The organism is Schlesneria sphaerica (assembly GCF_044336245.1).
Lineage (GTDB): Bacteria > Planctomycetota > Planctomycetia > Planctomycetales > Planctomycetaceae > Schlesneria > Schlesneria sphaerica.
The window spans coordinates 2,284,049-2,302,967 of record NZ_CP172346.1 but is presented as its reverse complement, the minus strand read 5'-3'; the positions used below and the strand labels follow the sequence as shown (position 1 = coordinate 2,302,967).

The window sequence follows — 18,919 nt, the reverse complement described above, 5'->3', positions numbered from 1 at the left end:
CAGGAGTCCCTGTCAGCGAGATCACTCAGGTTGTGGCAACGGTTGCTGGGGCCATGGCGCTGGCGTCGTCATTGTTCCGTGGGCGTTCCACAAACCAGGGGTAGATCGCCGGCATGACCAGCGCCGTCAACAGGGTTGACGTGATCAGGCCGCCGATCACCACGGTTGCCAAGGGGCGTTGGATTTCTGCTCCTGCCGTGTGAGACAATGCCATTGGCAGGAAGCCAAGGCTGGCGACGAGAGCCGTCATCAGTACTGGCCGTAAACGATTGACCGCTGTCTCTTCCGCTGCTGCCTTCGGTGAAAAGCCTGCCACGCGAAGGTGCTCAGCCGCGCTGACCCACACCAGTCCGTTGAGGACCGCGACCCCGAACAGAGCGATGAAACCGACGCCGGCGGAAATGCTGAATGGCATTCCACGCAAGGCCAGAGCGTAGATTCCGCCTGAGGCTGCCATCGGAATCGCCAGAAAGATCAGGCTGGCAAGTCGGCCGGAGTGGAACGTGGTGTGAAGCAGCAGGAAGATCAGCACCAGGACCACCGGGGTCACCAGCAACAGACGCTGTTTGGCCGACTGGAGATTCTTGAAGTCGCCGCCCCATTCAATTTCGTAACCTGTGGGGAGTTTCACATTTTCGGAGATTGCTTTCTGAGCGTCGTAGACGAAACTCTCGACATCGCGGCCGCGGACATTGCATTGTACGTAGGTACGTCGCTGTGTCCGCTCGTGTTCGACGCCTGGAGGGGTTTCTTCGGTGATCAGGTCGGCAAGCTCACCCAGAGGAATCTGGCGGCCGTTCGGGGCAAAGATGGGAATCTGCTCAAGGCGGTAAAGGTTGGTCCGCCATTCGACAGGGATACGGACCATGATGGGGAACCGCATTCGTCCGCGGAAGACTTCACCGACTTTGTGGCCCCCCATAGTGGCGACAGTCTGCATGACCTGATCCGCATCGATTCCATAGCGGGCGAGTGCTTCGGGTTTGACCTGAATGCGAACAGTGGGAAGATTCGCCTGATGTTCGGCTTTCACATCGACGGCTCCCGGAATTGTGTGCAGAGACTTTTCCACCTGCTTTCCGATCCGGGCGAGACTCTCGAGTTCCGCCAGATTGGAGGAATCTCCACTCCCCTGCAGCGACCCGCTGGGGGCATAAATCAGGACGGCCACGTTGGCCTTCACTCCCGCGACCAGTTCATCGACGCGCATCTCGATCGGTTGAGTAAAGGCAAACAGCGCACCGGGGACATTGCTATTGAGTACAACTCGCATTTCGTCGAACAGTTCTTCGCGTGATTTTTCCTTCGGCCAATCCTTTTCTGGCTTCAGCAGCACCCACACGTCTGTTTGCTGTACCCCCATCACGTCGTTGGCAATTTCTGGACGTCCGGTCTTGCAGAACACCGTTTTCACTTCGGGGAATGCCAGCAGCAGGGATTCAACCTGTTTGCCCATGGGGATCGAATCCTCGAGTGTGGCGCTGGGCAACCGGTTAATTTCGATGAGCAGGTCCCCTTCATCCAGCTTGGGCATGAACTCGCCACCTAGATGCATGGCGATCGGAATGCTGACGGCAAACAGCAGCAACGCCGCCCCCACGGTCAGAACGGGGTGCAGCACGGTGCGATGAACAATGGGATGGTATACCTTATGGAACATCCGGATGATGAAGATCTCTTTTTCTTCCATCTTGCGAGGCAGTGCCAGTGACGCCATCACCGGCATGAGCGTCAGCGAGAGAACAAGTGAACCTGCCAGCGCGAAGAGAACAGTCAGGGCCATGGGTCGGAACAGCTTTCCTTCCGTCCCCTGCAGGGTGAGCAGCGGGAGATAGACGATCGAGATGATCAGCTCGCCGAACATGGTCGGTTTACGAACTTCAATCGCCGCGTCCCGGATGACCTCCAGGTGGGGCCGTCCCTCTTTATTGTGCGAGATCCGGCGCATGCAGTTTTCCACCATGATGACCGAACTGTCGACGATCAGTCCAAAGTCGATGGCACCGAGACTCATCAAACTGGCCGTAATCCCCGTCATGGCCATCATGTTTGCGGCGAACAGCATGGACAGGGGAATTGCCAGAGCGACGACGATTCCCGCACGCAGGCTCCCCAGCATCACCAGCAGCACGATGACGACCAGGGTTCCCCCTTCCAGCAGGTTCTTCTCCACGGTGTGCAGCGTGCGATTGATCAGTTCAGCCCGATCATAGGTCACTTCGGTGTAGACCCCCTTGGGAAGGGTTTTATTAATTTCCTCCAGACGTTCTTTTGCAGCCATTACGACGGTGCGGGAATTGGAGCCCCACAGCATCATCACCATTCCCATTACCGCCTCGCCCCGACCATCGCGGGTCACCGCACCCTGGCGCGTCAGCGGGGCAATGTTCACATCGGCGACGTCACGCACGAGTACTGGAGTTCCATCCGGATTGCCCCGGATGACGACGTTCTCGATATCGGATTCGTTGGTGAGCAGTGCAGACCCGCGGATGAATCGCTGCTCTCCATGATGAACGACGTAGCCTCCACCCGACGTTCCATTATTGGATGAAACAGCCTGAAACAGTTCAGGCAGCGAGACGGCGAAGCTGGCGAGTCGATCGGGATCGGGCTGGACTTCGAACGACTGGTAGTAGCCGCCATGCGAGTTGATTTCGGTTACTCCAGCGACCTGACGTAATCGAGGTGCAATCTGCCATTCAAGGATCGTTCGTAGGTCCATGGGGGAATAGCCTTCGCCACGAACTTCAAACTGGAGAATTTCTCCCAGAGCTGTAGTCAGGGGATTCAGCTTGGGTGTGCCATATCCTTTGGGAACTCGCTCGGCGGCATCGATGAGACGTTCAGCAATCAGTTGCCGGCCGCGAAAGACGTCGGTCCCTTCGTGGAAAACGACGGTGACCAGTGAGAGACCAAACTTCGAGACGCTGCGAATTTCTTCCACATTGGGCAGCCCACTCATGGTCAGCTCAACAGGGGACGTGACATACTGCTCGACTTCGAGTGGGGACAGCGCACCTGCTTCGGTGACGATCTGAACCTGAACGTTGGTCATATCGGGAACGGCATCAATCGGAAGGTTGACGGCCGAATAGATTCCCAGGCCGGCCATGATGACAATCATGGAAATGACCAGCATCCGATTATTCAGCGAAACGTCGATGAGCTTTTCAAGCATGGCAGGTGATTCTCGGCAGAGTAATTTGGCCCTGATTTCGTGGCCGCATTCTATCGGGGAACATCGCTGGAATGGCGTAATTCTCTCGACAAAGTAAGCAATTCGTTTGTACTAATGGGGCTGAAACGGGCAAACTTGTTGAAACCCGAACTTGTTGGTGCTGGCTGTTTATCGCTTTCGAGATCCCTAAATTTTGACTTCGATCGATCGGGCGATTCAGGGCATTCCTGGTCAAACGCTTCCGCCTTCTGCAGTGGGGAATTTGGTTTTGATCATTCCGTTTCGGATTGCGTGCGCTGTTGCGATCTCATTTAATCATCCGATGAATATAACCCGCTGAAGCCTGTTCCCTTCCTTCGCATCCACCGTTTGTCACGTCACTTGCAAAGGGCTATTCCGTGAAACTTGCGCATCGATCTGTCTTGTTAGCGGTGACGGTGGCTTCCTCACTGATCCTGATGCTTTGCACTCACGGTCCCACAGTTCGGGCACAGCAAGGGAAAGGGAAACCGAAGATCCTGAAGTCCACATCGTCGGGGGAGGTCAAGCAGATCGATGCCCGACTGCAGAAGCTGCAAGACAACTTCGAAGCCGAGTCGAAGGCGATTATTGATGGCTATGAACGTTCGGGGCAGTTTGATCGTGCCAAGTTTCTGCTGGAAGTTCTGCTGAAGCTGGATCCCAGCAACGAAGATTTCAAGAAACGAGTGACGGAACTTGAAGACCAGTTGCTCAAGACGACGGAATTCGACATCAAGTTTGATGCAGCAAGCGATTGGACTCCTGTCGGAACAGTCCAGAAAGACAAGTTGACCCGGGTCGAAGCGAGCGGGGATTACAAACTGATCATGACCGCCGCAACGGTGACCGCAGACGGGTTTCCTTCGGACAATGTCATGCAGGACCTGATCAGTCGCGTACCGACCGGTGCCCTGATGGGTATGGTTGTCACGGACGAAAATCAATCCGGCAAACAGCCCCCGGAACCGTTCCCAATCAAATCCAAACTCGAATTTACGCCGAAGAAGGAGGGAGTCCTGTATCTGAAGGTCAATTCGCCTCCGGGGGCGAAGTGTGTCGGTGATCTGAAAGTGAAAGTCAGCGGCGTGACGCGTGCGTCCTAGGAATCGGAAAAAGGAACGAGGATGACGCATCCGTCGGTACCCAATGTTATGTGTTCGATCGCATCGGATCTGTCCTCCTCCGACCTCGCCGTACGAGCTGACGGTCGCCCCTCGTGGAAGGTCGGGATTGTCGGCCTTGGGACGCAAGGGCTGTACCAGCTGGAACGGACCCGTCTGAACTCGCAGATTGAGGCAGCGATCGTTTATGACCCTGATCCGCGCAAACGACAGTTCGCTACAGGATTCGGGGTCATCGCTGCGGATGAACTGTCTCGCGTCACTGCCGGGGGGAAAACTGACGCCGTTTTCCTGACTGACCCGTTGGGAGCAGAGACGGCGTCGGCGATTCTCGAGAGTGGCCAGCATCTTGTGCTCGATCGTCCATGGACGTTGACGTGTGAGGAACTGCAATCCATTCAAACGCGTGCCGAGTCGGCACAGCTTTCTGCGACGTACTTCTGCCCGCGACGGTGGACGGCGGACGTTCTTTGTGCTGCCGAGGCCGTCCGTTCCGGGCGGCTTGGCAACGTATATTCCGTGCAATATCTGTCCTGCATCAGACATCTTCCTCCGCTTTCCGGCAGCGCAGGGGTTCTGCGAGAATTCGGGTTTGATCTGCTTGACCAACTGCGAGCATTGGTCGCTGCTCAGCCGATCTCCGTCTTTGGAAAAATGGTCGCGGACCCTCAACGGGGGGACGATCGCGCGTTCCTGGCCGTGATGGAATTCCAGAATCAGTGTCGCGCTGAAATCCGGATCGACTCGCGTTCTCGACTTGGTTTCCGAACCGGTTGGATGCTCGAAGGAACATCCGGGAGCTATCGAGGTGAACGTCTCTTGACGGAAACACTCGACGGCGAAATCGTTGACCAGCCGCTGGAGCGGCCCGTTTGTCACGCGGACCCGTTCCTGGCTGAACTGCCCGCCGCGTGGCAGGGTCAGCCCTGTCGACTTCCTTCACTGAGGGACGCTGCCAGCATCGTTGCTGTGATCAACGCAATCGAACAATCCTCACGCACAGGTGAAGTGGTCAGGCTTTAGTGCTTTCAGGCGAGTACTTCCGAGACGACCTTTCCATGCACATCGGTCAGTCGGAAATCGCGTCCCTGGAAGCGATAGGTCAATCGTGTGTGGTCCAGGCCTAACTGGTTGAGAATCGTTGCCTGCAGGTCGTGCACGTGGACCGGGTTACTGACGATGTTGTACGAGTATTCGTCTGTTTCTCCGAGGACCATCCCCGGCTTGACGCCTCCACCTGCCATCCACATCGAAAAACAACGCGGGTGGTGATCGCGGCCGTAAGTCGTATCAGTGATGGCTCCCTGACAATAGACAGTTCGACCGAATTCACCCCCCCAGATCACCAGCGTATCATCGAGCAGTCCCCGTTGCTTCAGGTCCATAACGAGTGCTGCTGACGCCTGGTCCGTCTCTTTACATTGCTGAACCATTCGATCGGGAAGCCCGCCATGATGATCCCAGTCACGGTGATATAGCTGGATGAACCGCACACCCCGCTCCACCAGCCGCCGGGCCAGCAGACAATTGGCAGCGTAAGTTCCCGGCTTCTTCGAGTCTTCGCCGTACAGTTCGAACGTGTGTGGGGACTCGTGCGACAGATCCATCAGTTCCGGCACCGAGGTTTGCATCCGAAATGCCAGTTCATATTGGGCGATTCGGGCGGTGATCTCGGGATCGCCGACGTCCTGGTACTGCATCCCGTTCAACTCAGCCAGTCCATCCAGCATCTGCCGGCGTCCCTGGCGGTCCATTCCCTGTGGATCAGACAGGTACAATACGGGGTCGCCCACGCCGCGCAGCTTCACTCCCTGATGCTGTGATGGCAGGAAGCCGCTTCCCCACAGACGTGCCAATAGACCCTGACCCTTGGTTGCCCCATTGGAGATCATCACCACGAACGCGGGAAGATCTTCGTTCATCGTCCCCAGTCCGTAATCGACCCAAGATCCAAAACTGGGACGCCCAGGCAACTGGCTCCCTGTTTGAATGAACGTGATGGCCGGATCGTGATTGATGGCTTCTGTATGCATCGAGCGAATGAGGCACATTTCGTCGACGATCTTGGCCGTGTGCGGCAACATCTCGCTGACCCACGTCCCCGACTGGCCGTGCTGAGCAAACTTGAACTTCGAGGCGACAACGGGAAAGCTCGATTGCCCTGAGGTCATCCCCGTCAGTCGCTGCCCCATGCGAATGGATGCGGGAAGTTCCTGCTTGTGAAATTCGGCTAACCGTGGCTTGTAGTCGAACAAGTCCATCTGCGAGGGGGCACCGGATTGAAACATCCAGATGACCCGCTTGGCCCTGGGGGCGATGTGGCTGACAGGCAGAGGATTATTTGCCTGTGCGTCCCGTCCCAGCAACGAAGCGAGTGCTGCCGTTCCCAGTCCTGGTGCGGAGCGCCCGAAAAAATGGCGTCGCGTCAGTTTGTCAGCCGTTGCCGTCAAGTAGGACAAGTCAGTCATTTCGGCATCTTTCGTTTGGCATGCTCGGAGCGACGGAATCCCGGGGCAGGTCCGTCAATCGATCAAGTCACTTGAGGGGCGGCATGGATTCTGGGAGTGTCGGGTTCGTCTTTCCGAATCTGTCCGTATATCGGACAATAAGGATAAGGCGAAATGAGTGAGTAGCCAAGTCGACGTCGTGATTGCGTTATTCGATCAAGATCAAATCAAGTCCCGTTCTGCTGGACACTGCAGTCGCCGGCAAAACCCGGGCTGAATCTTGTATCCCGCGCACTGATTGCGCGAGCTAAGGTTGGCTTGTGCACTGAAATAATTGGGTTGTCCAGCTTCCGTTGGGAGCAAGTTCCCACAACCGGTATTCCGGGGGGCCAAGGTCGATCACAAGTTGCTCGGTTCGGGGGCGGAATTTTGGACCCACGGCCGGCGTTGAGAAGACCGTAGCGTGACCAAAAGAGGCGACAATTTCGTGATGCACGTGCCCGCACCCGATGAGCTGCACCTGGGGAAATTCGTCCAGTAGAAGCTTCAGATCGGCCGCATCCTGCAGACCAATCTTATCAAGCCAGGGACTGTGGACAGGGACAGGAGGATGATGCAAGAACAACAGCGTACGCAGCGAGCGGGAAGCCGTCAGTCTCTCCTTCAGCCATTGAATTTGATCCGACGCCAGCGATCCCGCGACCTGACCAGGAAGTTGTGAATCCAGTCCGATAATCTGCCAATCCGACCATTGTTCCACGAAACGAATTCGATCAGAGCAGAGGGGCTGAACCCCTGGAAACCGATTTGCAATTGCCGCGCGATGGTCGTGGTTACCTGGGATGACTCGCACCTTATCGATCCAGTCTCCCAATTCTGCGATTACGGCGTCATACGTGGCAGCAGCTTCGTCGTGAGCAATGTCCCCTGTCAGAACGAGCAAGTCGAAATCCGGGAACTGCTGACGGAGATGTTGAAGGACGGATTGAAAGCGGGGCCAGGTCACGATCTCGCGCAGTGCCGTCGTTTTTTCGGTAAACAGGTGGCAGTCGGTCAGTTGAACGATGCGGTGCATTCGGACTTTTCCCCGATTGGACAGTGACTACTGACTCGACCTGCGTCGCAAACGGTCGCCGGTCGGGGCGACGCGGACCACGGACGAGTCGCCTCTACTTGCCTGATTTTCCCATTCTCCCGAAATCTTGCGTCAGTCCCTTCACTGTTGCGCGCTGCACATGGTTGAGCACCTTGAGCACCTAATTGGTCAAACCTCTATTTTTCAGGCGTTTCGATTAGATGCTCAAGGTGCGCACGTTTGAGCATCGTGAGCACCTAATCGCTTGTGGCCGCTCGAAGACTCCTCCCCCTTGAAACAGACGCTCTTAACAGGGAAATCACGAGAGAAAAGTCATGGTGGGCCATTGGGTTTTCCCGCAGAGGACGAGGTAACGCTTTAACGTGACACACGGTGATCAGCGACCCGCTGCCCGAACTTGGAGCTGGCCCGTCGAGTCTGGGGTGCCAAATCGGACTCGTATTTTCTGAGTGTATTCCGTCTATCGTACAGATTTACAAAAAGACGTCAAGATTATATGTCGTTTCGAGGTGTCTGGGCGCACGATCTCATCAGGGAGTTCGACGCGTTTCTCGAGCATCAGTCGCATCGGCGAGACCGGACGTCATATTCGTGGGTTGCGCGACAATTCGGGGCTTGGCCGGAGCTGGAACGCAGGGGACAAGTCTGAACAAACTCTCAGACCCTGCGCAGGAACCCGCCACCGAGGCCCTGGCCTGATTTCAGGATTCGCGGACGAGACGTCTGGCTTTCATCTCGAAGCGAGGGAGGGACTCAAAGGGAACAAGTTTGACTTCGGCGTGGAACTGGAGTTTTTGCTTAATCGTCGCCGAAATGCTTTCGACCAGCGTCTCAGGATTGGCCGAAGGGGTCGGTTCCAGTTCCAGACGGATGTGCTGCATCTCGCGGTGACGCGTGACGACAATCCGGAATTCCGCCACCGCAGGAAATTCCCGAACGATCTCTTCGATACTTGAGGGGAAGACGTTGTTTCCGCGAATGATCAGCATGTCATCCGTCCGGCCCTGAATTCCTCCCTTGAGTCGCATCCAGACGCGCCCTGACGGATGGGGATCCTGCGCCACTTCAACCAGATCACCCGTACGGTAACGAATAAGCGGCGAGCCGATACGGCCGAGATTGGTGATGACCAACTCCCCTTTGCCGGTCGTAGAGGGATTTCCGGTTTCGGGATCGATGATCTCGGGGATGCAGGCCGATTCATTGACCGTCAGGCAATCCGTATCGTCTTCGCATTCGGTGGCGAGCGGACCAATCTCTGTCATGCCCCAATGGTCGAACACGCGGGCACCCCATGCCTGCGCAATGCGGGCCCGCACTGAGGGGATCGAACCTCCGGGTTCTCCCGCGACGAGGACTGCGCGCACGGAGCTCTGAGAGACATCAATCCCTTGCGCGGCCGCGACCTCAGCCAGCCTCAGCGCGTACGTCGGGGTGCATCCAATCCAGCTGACCTGATTTTCGAGGATCAGTTTGAGTCGGGCTTCACTGCTCATTCCACCCGCAGCCAGACAGAGGTTTCCCTGGCGTGAAGCCCCCTCGAAAGCGGCCCAGAATCCGAGGAACGGGCCGAACGAGAAGGGAAAGCAGAGGCGGTCGTCTCGCCGCAGGCCCAGCAAGCGATAAATGGTCGACCAGCATTCCAGCACCCAGTTCCAACTGGCTGACGTATCCATCCAGCGCATCGGTTGACCGGTGGTCGTCCCGCTTGTCTGGTGCAACCGGCAGTAGTCGCCCACGGGAAATGTCAGGTTCGTCCCGTAGGGCGCAGCCGCCAACTGATCCGCGACTAATTCCGACTTCGCCGTCAGGGGGAGCAAGTGAAGGTCGTCCAGCCCTCGAATCGATTCAGGATCGATTCCTGCGGCGGCGTACTTTTTTGTCCAGAAGGGGTTCGCGGGAATCACTTGTGCCAGAAGTTGCGTCAGCCGATCACCCTGGTATTGGGTAAGCTCGGACCGACTCCACAGTTCCCATCGCTGGTCGCGCGTCACAGCATACCTCTTAGAAAAGCGTCTTGGGATCGGCGATCCCGGCGGTGGGCGCGGCATTGAAAGGCGCTGTCACGGGTTCCCCATCGGCTTTAAAGTTGATCAGAACTTCGATCTTCTGCTCTGCCTGTTCCAGAAACGCGTGACAATTGCGCAGTAACCCGATTCCCCGCTCGAACTGGACCAGGGAGGCCTCAAGGCCCAGTGAATTGTCTTCGAGGTCGCTTACGATCTGCTGAAGTTCACCCATCGCCTCTTCAAAGCTCAGGTTGGGTTTATCTTGGGTTGTCATCTCGGGAACCGTTGAACTTTCGTCACTTTGTGGGCTCTTTTCCGCCCGGGACCGTTTGGCCAAGCCTGCGTCTCCTTGGAATTCGTTCGTTCCTCACGGTAGGGACCCCTCAATCCGGTTGCAAGCGTGAACTGGTTCCGTGGTAGCCCGTGCCGGTTCATCTCGATTACGGTGACATTCATTCGGACCGGGCGCATTGTGGCTGATCTGCTGGATCTACCAGAAGTTCATGAAAGACAGTTAATGGCGAGACACTGATCCGCGACCCTGAGCTCCTGGAACGAAAGTTTTTCACTGAGTCGCCACCATTACGATTTGTGAGGACCTCCGAAGCCGATCGTGCGGACATCTGTGAGTAACTCTCCGTGGGGGATCGCCGTTTTCGGAACATCACCTGGTCCTTCACCTGCCGGTCAGCGGAGTCCCCGTTCCGCGAGCAGCTTTTTCGTCGTGGCGGGGTCGTGCTTCATCCGGATTCGCCAGACCATTTCCTCCGGGGAAACGACATGGACATTGGCAGGAAGCCGATCGGCACACCATAGGGCGGCATCGTAGCCACGCGACGCACCATGTTTCACGGCAATATCCTGGGGAATATTCTCAGCGTCTTCGTCGTCACCCGCTTCGTGTCGGAAATAGGACCAGGCGTGGACGATCACCCAGTCGTCCCGCGTCGATTTTCCAGCAGTGCTCTCTTTAATCTCCCTGGCGACCTTCGCCGGTGTTCCGCTGCGCGGACGGGCGTTGGAGTTTTCCCAGATTGAGTACCGGGCCGTAATCACGGGGATCTCGATCCCGCGCTGGTCTTTAACCCAGAATGTTTTCCCGGCGCCTGCTTCGTAGGGGGCATACTGAAAGACAAGAATGGCGGAAAGGCCATCGGTCTGCTCGGCAATCGTGGCATACGCTTTCATTGCCTTTGCAGACTCGGCTCGCGCGACATTGAATGCCAGGATATGGGTTCCGGTTTGACGCATGTACTTCCAGGTGCGCTGGACCTGGCGCGCCAGTAGTTGGCTCGCTTCAGGCCGGGCATCTCCGAACAGATCCGGGTAGTAGTAGCCTCCTCCCCACTCGATGAATTGATCGTTGCGGGTCTGTGTATGCCAGGCGTACTCCATCGTAACAGGGCAGAGTTGTGCCAGATGTGCGAAGCAGCAGGACCACCCGAACGGAATTTTGCCTCGATGCGGGTTGTTCCAGTAGCTGGTGTTACCGTGGAAAAAATTCGACTGCAGCCACTGCACATTGTCACCGTCGGTCATTGCGAAGCTGACCGTACTGCGGTGGTCATTCCAGTTAATATTCTGATGGTCGAAGGTTTTCTTGACTGCGGGCTGCCGGTTCTCGCTTCCGGCCATCAGGACCGGCAGGTTCATGCACCAGTCCGTTGCCGTCTGAAAGTGGCCATAGATGCTGGTCAGTTTCGTTGTCTTGAATTCGTCACCCCCGTTCCAGCCGAGAATGGGGGACAGAGGTTCCAGCCACTCGAGGGCCGCGACGATAGGCTCATCCGCTCCGAACAGAGTGAACGCGTTCTGGGCGATGGCCAGATCACGAGTGTTGGAAATGCGCGGGTCCTGGGCGCAGAGCAGGTGGCGGTTGAATTTGTCCTTGTAAGTTTCAAAGCACCAGGCGAGCGACTTGTCCCTCACATCCAGCAGTCGCGTCAGGCCTGCGGCTGTGGCTTCGGCTTCGATCTCTTCCGAAACGAGCACTCCGTCGAGAAGTCCGGCCAGGCTGGTCGCAATATTCACCGACTGATCCATCCCTTCCCGATGGTCCGAGGTTGCTCCGTCTGACCGATCGGTGGAATAGAGAATGTAGCCTTTGATGGTGCCCCGGCGTTTGAATCGGCCGACCAGTTCCCAGGCCGTGGCGGTCCCTCGCTCTTCGACTGCGGGATGCGCCTTAAGGAATTCCTGATACCAGCGTTCCATGTCGACATTGTCGTTGTAGACCCAGACTAATTCGTCGCCATGTCCGTGATTGACGCTCTTTGCCGCCAGCCCTGCGACGGACTGAACGAGCATCTTGATGGCGGGATCACCATGCTCGCGAGATCTCACGAGCCCCTTGGGAACTTTCTGAACGGGCCACCAGCGCGCATCGTCAGCCCGACCGACAGAGCTTATTCCGCAGAGAACGACAAACAGAAGCCATATTTTGTCCGAGACTTTCACGATTGCTTTCTCCGGCGTTTCTCAGGGATTGATACGACCGATTGACCATCCACCCGCTGGACTTCGTTCGTAGGCAAAGCGGTCATGCAACCGGCTGGGACGGCCCTGCCAGAACTCGATCCGATCGGGAACCAGCCGATAGCCCCCCCAGTAAGCAGGGCGGGGAATGGGCGATCCTGCAAACTTCTCTCGAAGCTGTTCAACTCTTTGAACCAGTGCTTCGGCCGATTCGAGCGGGCCACTTTGAGAAGATGCCCACGCTCCCAGTTGATTGGAAACGGGGCGGCCTGCGAAATACGCGTCTGATTCTTCTGCGGAGACCGGTTCGACGCGTCCTTCGAGTCGAACCTGACGTTCGACTTCTTTCCAGTAAAAGCAGAGTGCCGCGAGGGAATTCTGAGCCAGTTCTCGACCTTTTCGGCTTTCATAATTCGTGTAGAACGCGAAACCTCGATCGTCAAAGCCCCGCAGATAGACAATCCGTGCAGAGGGACGGCCATCAGGAGTGCACGTGGCCAGCGTCATCGCGGGGTATTCAGTGATCGGAAAGTCTCGGGCTTCCTGATACCACTTTCGAAATTGCTCGATCGGGTCGGCAACCAGGTCGGATACATCGAGTTGACCTCGGTTGAAATCGGCATGGACAAAGTCTTCAACCATGGGAAGGGCCTCACAAGGGTGTTCAGTGTGCGGGAGGGAGACTGGGATGTCGATGCCAGTTGTGCTGGTCCTTGCGCCCGGTTTCCGCCCTGCTGTGTCCAAGATCACGTTGGGAACAATCAAACGGCATGCGGCGACACGATATTCTCGCTGCTGCCCGAATCCTCATCCGTCTCATGTGCGGGCTCTGACCTGGCGACGCATGTCGCGATGGCCAGGTCGCCGGTGACGTTCACGACTGTGCGGCACATATCGAGGATCCGGTCGACGCCGAGAATGATCCCAATCGATTCCCCGGGGATCCCGACGGAGTTCATGACGGCCACGATCAGCGGAAGTGAACCGCCCGGTACCCCTGCCGTGCCGATTCCCGCCAGTACAGACATCAACACGACTTTAAACTGCTGACTGGCGGTCAGCTCGATGCCCATGACCTGTGCCAGAAACAGGACGACCACCCCTTCAAACAGGGCCGTCCCGTTTTGATTGCCCGTGGCACCGACTGTCAGGACGAAATTCGAGATTCGTTTGGGAAGCCGAAGTTCCTCAGAAGCGACTTTCATCGCCGTTGGCAGTGTGGCACTGGAAGACGAAGTGCCGAAGGCAACGAGCATCGCTTCGGAAACGTTCGAGAAGAATTTCCAGGGGGACATCCGGGCGAAAACAAACACCACAATGGAATAGACCACGATCAACTGAATTCCGAGACCCAGCAGGGCCGTCAGTACGAACCAGACGAGCGTCTTCAGAATGTCGAATCCCAATTGAGCGGTCAGGGCAAAGACCAGGCAGCCCGCCCCGTAGGGAGCCAGTCTCATGGCAAAACTGATGACGGACATGGAGATGGCATAAAGGCCCTCCAGCCACGAGACGAAGGTCTGCGTCTCGATCGGACGGGTCGTAATCGCCATCCCGCAGATAAGTGCGAAGACCATGACGGACAGCATCCCGTTCCCTTTGGAGCTGCCATCGACTGCACCGACCATCTCTTGCAGGGGATTTTCGGGCAGCAGGTCGACAATCGTGTCGCGAACGGGTTTGGCATCCTTCAGCTTGTTCATTTTTTCCGAGGCACTGCCCGAGTATTGGGTGATCAGCTTCTGCCGCTGGCCCTCTTCGAGTGCGTGTCCGGGACGAAGAACTCCTACGAGTCCCACACCGATCAGAACCGCAGCGGTCGAGAGGAGTCCGGTGAAACCAAGTGTCTTCAGCCCCATGCGGCCCAGTTTCTTGAGGTCACCAATTTCCACTACCGCCAGTGCCAGTGCCGAGAAGACCATGGGAAGCACGACCATGAACATCATCCGGAGGAAGATTTTTCCGACGGGTTCAACCCAGTAGATCAGCGTATCCAGCCAATCTTTCAGGCCGTTTTTGTTGGCGTCGCCGGGGACGCCCGCTTCGACGGTGGCCACCACATGGGCCGCAAGTCCGCCCAGAATTCCGACAAGCAAACCAATCAGAATTTTCGTATGCAGCGGAAGGCCGTGCTGTTTATCCTCGTGGCGACGATCGGTGGACATCGAGATCCTTTCGTAAAATTGACTTCAGCGAAGGAGGATACAGGTCGGTGCCGTGAAGGTCACGTCCAACGAGCATACTTCATCGCTTAAGTGATGCCGCAATTCAGATTGCGTCGTTTCCCGTCTCGCCATGGCAAGCAGCAGCCAAGCAAAAACCGCGATGCAACGAACTTCATTTCAGTTGCAATTCTGCGATAAAATTCGATATCAACTCAGCAAAACTGGAAAGAGGTGAGCATTGGACGAATACGTTGAACCACTGGGAAAAAGAATTCTGATACGCAAAGACGAGAGCCGTCAGGTGACGCGAGGAGGGATTGTTCTGCCCGACAACTCCGAGATTCCCACTATCACGGGACGGGTTGTCGAAATCAGCATTCAGATCGAACGGGACGATGATTTTCCTATTCGGAAATATGACAAAGTCATTTTCCATCCGAAGCACGCCATCCCCGTTGACTTTGAACCGGACAATCTGCTGTTCGTTGTCCCTATTGAAGACGTGGTGGCGGTCTTCCGTCGCACCAAAGTGTCGAAAGTGCCGGACGAAGTGGAAGACGAAATCGAGCCCTCGGATGAAATTACGGACGAAGAATAAACTCAAAGTTGATCTTGCACACAATTTGCTTAGGGAAGGATTGTGTGTTCGGATGAACAGATCTAAGTGATGTTTTGTCTCGTTTTCAGGGGTGATTTGCGGCGGGAAAGTAGACGCTTGCTTCTTCCTTCGACACTCGCGTTGTGAGATTTGCAGAAGCAGTATACACTTCCGATTACCGGTTGAATCTCAGTATGGACGCTGGGCTCCCGGAATCAGGACACCTCTCATCGAATGGGTGGGTATGCGCTTTCAACTCTCGCAAACCACGCCGCCTCATCTGAATCGTCGACTGCAGCTCCGAATGTTGTCGTTCGTCGGATTGATGGCGATCATCATGTTCACCGTGGGTGCTGTGACCAGGCGCCCGGGTGTGAGCACGAAGCCGCAGGGGATCTCACCCGATTCGCTGAGCTTTGAGGTTCGTCGTGAAACGTTCGACTTGAAAGAGGGCGAGTTTATCGCTGCTCTTTCAGACGATCTTGCAACCTTGGAAGACCTTTCACCGGTTGCCGAAGAAGACCTCAGAGGTCAGTCGCCCAGGTCGAAATCCCTGGACGATCGGACGCCATTCACGACCCGCAGCAAAGAATCCAGGAAGGCCGGCCGGGAGAGCGGCAGTGATCCTGTTCCCTCGGGCAATCCATTAGCCCTTGATGTGGCTGACGAGTTTGGGGCACGTACCCCTTCGCGGTCAGTCAGTGATTTTGATCGAGTTCCTGCAACAGCCGCTCCTCCGGCGGTTGATGACTGGGCTCTCGACCCGGACTTCGCAGGTTCCGCCCCCGCGCGAAACGAACCAGAAAATTTCATCAGACCGATTCCACGGCACCGGAAGCCTCAGCAACTGGATAATTCGTTCGAAGATCTTCGCACGCCGCGCCTGACGACGGACCCCCCCCCCGCTCGAAGAGATGAACGTCTGCCTGCCCCCAGCAGTGTCGACGAGGGTGACGACTGGAATGTCGCTCCTCGCTCGCGACAGGTGAAACCTGCCAGCGGGCTGTCGACGCGTGGTCCCGCCTACGATCCAGACGAACGTCCGGCCGCACCGATTGAGCTCGGTCGCCGGGGGACAGTCACGCCGTTTCCTCCCAGCCAGCCAGAACCGGTTGATGCAGAAATTGCGAAACCTCGCATCGACAAACGATATCTGGACAGGGTCAAAGACAACGATATCGGAATTCGCAGCGACGAATCCGAAGCCTTCTTCTGGTTGCTGGATCATTCACGGCGGGTTCCTCCGTCCCAGCTGGAACGTGTCTCCAACAAGGATGTGCAGTACATCAATCTGATGACCGAACCAGATCGCTATCGTGGTGAACCGATTACGATCGAAGGGGATCTGTGGCGCCTGTACGAGCTGAAGGCCAATCGGAATTCGTACGGCGTGGCCAGGATGTATGAAGCGTGGATCTTCACCGGAGATTCCAGCAATCATCCGTTCCGCGTCGTCTGTACGAGTCTGCCCAGTGGCATTGAGCCGGGCGAAAATCTGCGGAAGCCTGTCCGCGTCACAGGATACTTCTTCAAGAAAGAAGGCTACCAGTCCAACGGTGGAGTCCACATTGCTCCGACGATTCTGGCACGACGCATTAACATCAACACCATGCCCAACGGAATTCCGTCTACCAGTGGAATTCTCCCCTACATGATCGGGGCCGTCATGGCGATCGGGCTGGCCGTGCTAGTGACGATTGTTGGATTCGCGATCAGCGACGGACGATCGTCGCGAGCGGGAATGGATCGATTACGACGTCACCCACAGATGTCTTTTGCGGGACTCAAGATTCCAGAAACCGTCTCTGTCGAATCGGCCCTGAAGCAATTGGCCGAACAGGAACGCAACGCTGCAGTGACGGGGGCGTATGGCCCCCTGGTCTCGCGACAATCCGTTCGGACGCAGACACTCCGCGACCGCTCGCCCTCACGTCACCTGCAGGCAGAGGCAACACACCAGCAAAAGCGGCTTCAGACCGGTACACTGCAAGACTGGTCCAGCCGTCAGGCGGCGGCCCGAGCCGAAATCGAAGCGCTGGCTCAGACCCGAACGGCAACGAAGGCCGCCTCAGTCGAACGTGCGGATGAACTGGACTTCAATCGCCTCGATCCTGCTCGGAATGTACTTCAACGGGATCAGGCACTCAGCGAGATTTCCACTGTTGCCCCCGACAATGACGCCGTATCGTTCACTCTCGCTCCGACAATCGATCAGATGCGATTGAAGCACGAGACCGAGTCGCTCTGGCCAGGTGAAACGTTGACATCGGATATCGCAGAGCAGAGTCGACCCGCCGCAGCCTCCAACATCCCCGAAGCGTCGCAGGTTGAAGACGAATCCACAGACGACAGGGTACGTCGGAACCGGCGCAATTGGCGACGTGGAAAGTCGGCCTGACGGTCGCTGCATCGGAACGTCTGAAAGTAGATCTTACCTGGAACTGCCGGTCTTCTTTGTGCGCTCCGCTTGAAACGGAATTTAACGACACTCTTCGTGATTGCTCCCATGGTGTCAGTCGATCCCCTGAACCTGGTCCAGCCCCGGCGCAAAATCACTGGCGTCTCGGCCATCCTGCTGCCGTTTACTGAAGCGGGTGAAGTCGATTGGCTGGCCTTCGATCAGCACGTTTCCCGAACTGTCGAAGCGGGGCTGATTCCCGCCGTCAATATGGACACGGGCTATGTGAATTTGATCGATGACTCGACACGCAACTACGTGCTGAACAGGACGCACGACATTCTGGCAGGGCTTCCCTTCGTCGCAGGAGCGTTCGTCGCTGATCGAGAGGGCGATGCGTTCCAGTGCGATGCCTATCTCCAGCAGATCGAGTTCATCGAAGACCGGGGCGGACTGCCCATCGTTTTTCAATCCTATGGGCTGACGCGTCAGTCGAGTGAGAGAATCGTTGAGAGTTACGCGCAATTGGCTTCCGCCTGTGACCGCTTCCTGGCGTTCGAGCTGACGACCAGTCTGGCACCGTTTGGAGCAATCTACGATTTGCCCACTTTCGAAGGGGTGATGTCGATACCTCAATGCGTCGGGGTCAAGCACTCTTCATTTCGTCGGGAACCCGAATGGGAGCGACTGCAATTACGAAACGAGTCGCGGCCCGACTTTGTGATCTTCACGGGGAACGACTTCGCCATCGATATGGTCATGTACGGAAGTGACTACCTGCTGGGACTCAGCACCTTCGCGCCGGATTTGTTCGCGATGCGTGACAAATTTTGGGAAAACGGGGATCGCCGCTTCTATGAGCTGAATGACCAGTTGCAGTACCTGGGGCACTTCGCTTTCCGTCACCCGTCGCCGGGATACAAGCACTCGGCAGCTCAGTTTCTGCATTTACGCGGGTGGATTGGCACGGATCTGACCCACCCCTTCAGTGTGCAGCGACCCTCGTCAGATACCGAGATTCTGCAGGAAATTCAGGTGCGACTGGAACAATTTGTCGCAGAAGTTTCCGCATAGCCAGGGATCGATCTGGTTCATTTTTTCGTTCCATCTATCTGAGCGGGGGGGGTTGCGCTCACCAAGCAGGAAACCGGGATCGACTCTGAGAAAAGGATCGGGGGGGGATTCAGCGTGGCTCAAGCGACGCACCAGTTGTGTGGTCCTGTGGGTGATTTAGAACTTGGGCTATGGTGCCGCACTTTGGAAAACCTCTTGCTGCTGACGCCGCCAAGGTAGCCGCGAAGACGCGTCAACCTTGGCTACCCGCGGGTCGGGGAGTAAACAAAGCGGGGGAACCGCCTCATATTTTGAGAAGGTTCCCCGCATGCTTTACGCGCTGATTCCGGCGAAG

General features: G+C 56.7%; 13 protein-coding genes. 5 read left to right on the top strand and 8 right to left on the bottom strand.

Going from position 1 to position 18,919, the window contains the following annotated elements; genetic code table 11:
• Nucleotides 1-25: 25 nt before the first annotated feature.
• Entirely contained in the window at nt 26-3,181 is a 3,156-nt protein-coding gene (locus ACGY09_RS08460) for an efflux RND transporter permease subunit (protein ID WP_397571204.1), read from the bottom strand.
• A gap of 398 nt (nt 3,182-3,579) precedes the next feature.
• Here ACGY09_RS08460 and ACGY09_RS08455 point away from each other — a divergent pair, with 398 nt between their 5' ends.
• A complete protein-coding gene (locus ACGY09_RS08455; RefSeq protein ID WP_397571203.1) occupies nt 3,580-4,305 on the top strand; it encodes a hypothetical protein in 726 nt (241 codons plus the stop codon).
• 21 nt (nt 4,306-4,326) lie between these two features.
• A complete protein-coding gene (locus ACGY09_RS08450) occupies nt 4,327-5,346 on the top strand; it encodes a Gfo/Idh/MocA family protein (protein ID WP_397571202.1) in 1,020 nt (339 codons plus the stop codon).
• A 5-nt stretch (nt 5,347-5,351) separates the two neighbouring features.
• Here the strand turns inward: ACGY09_RS08450 and ACGY09_RS08445 are convergent, their stop codons facing one another.
• The 7 genes from ACGY09_RS08445 to ACGY09_RS08415 form a co-directional block, all read right to left on the bottom strand.
• A complete protein-coding gene (locus ACGY09_RS08445) occupies nt 5,352-6,791 on the bottom strand; it encodes a DUF1501 domain-containing protein (RefSeq protein ID WP_397571201.1) in 1,440 nt (479 codons plus the stop codon).
• Between the two features lie 286 nt (nt 6,792-7,077).
• Complete coding sequence (locus ACGY09_RS08440; RefSeq protein WP_397571200.1) at nt 7,078-7,845, bottom strand: metallophosphoesterase; 768 nt, start codon at nt 7,843-7,845, stop codon at nt 7,078-7,080.
• 722 nt (nt 7,846-8,567) lie between these two features.
• Nucleotides 8,568-9,860, bottom strand: coding sequence for a phenylacetate--CoA ligase family protein (locus ACGY09_RS08435; protein ID WP_397571199.1), 1,293 nt, complete (start codon nt 9,858-9,860; stop codon nt 8,568-8,570).
• 10 nt (nt 9,861-9,870) lie between these two features.
• The gene (locus ACGY09_RS08430) at nt 9,871-10,149 is read right to left on the bottom strand and encodes an exodeoxyribonuclease VII small subunit (protein ID WP_397571198.1); all 279 of its coding nucleotides are present in this window, start codon (nt 10,147-10,149) and stop codon (nt 9,871-9,873) included.
• Nucleotides 10,150-10,562: 413 nt separating this feature from the next.
• Nucleotides 10,563-12,332, bottom strand: a complete 1,770-nt coding sequence (locus ACGY09_RS08425; RefSeq protein WP_397571197.1) for a hypothetical protein — start codon at nt 12,330-12,332, stop codon at nt 10,563-10,565.
• Between the two features lie 21 nt (nt 12,333-12,353).
• On the bottom strand, nt 12,354-12,992 hold the full coding sequence (gene pdxH, locus ACGY09_RS08420; RefSeq protein WP_397571196.1) for a pyridoxamine 5'-phosphate oxidase: 639 nt from the start codon (nt 12,990-12,992) through the stop codon (nt 12,354-12,356).
• A gap of 119 nt (nt 12,993-13,111) precedes the next feature.
• Nucleotides 13,112-14,515 (bottom strand): dicarboxylate/amino acid:cation symporter, encoded by a 1,404-nt coding sequence (locus ACGY09_RS08415; RefSeq protein WP_397571195.1) that lies wholly within the window; start codon nt 14,513-14,515, stop codon nt 13,112-13,114.
• A 238-nt stretch (nt 14,516-14,753) separates the two neighbouring features.
• On the opposite strand from ACGY09_RS08415, the gene ACGY09_RS08410 reads away from it, so the two are divergent.
• The 3 genes from ACGY09_RS08410 to ACGY09_RS08400 all read left to right on the top strand — a co-directional run bounded on the left by ACGY09_RS08410 (nt 14,754) and on the right by ACGY09_RS08400 (nt 18,585).
• Nucleotides 14,754-15,113: a co-chaperone GroES gene (locus ACGY09_RS08410; RefSeq protein ID WP_397571194.1), complete on the top strand. Its 360-nt coding sequence runs from the start codon at nt 14,754-14,756 to the stop codon at nt 15,111-15,113.
• A 244-nt stretch (nt 15,114-15,357) separates the two neighbouring features.
• A complete protein-coding gene (locus ACGY09_RS08405) occupies nt 15,358-17,511 on the top strand; it encodes a hypothetical protein (protein ID WP_397571193.1) in 2,154 nt (717 codons plus the stop codon).
• 108 nt (nt 17,512-17,619) lie between these two features.
• Nucleotides 17,620-18,585 (top strand): dihydrodipicolinate synthase family protein, encoded by a 966-nt coding sequence (locus ACGY09_RS08400; protein WP_397571192.1) that lies wholly within the window; start codon nt 17,620-17,622, stop codon nt 18,583-18,585.
• The last annotated feature ends 334 nt before the right edge of the window (nt 18,586-18,919 follow it).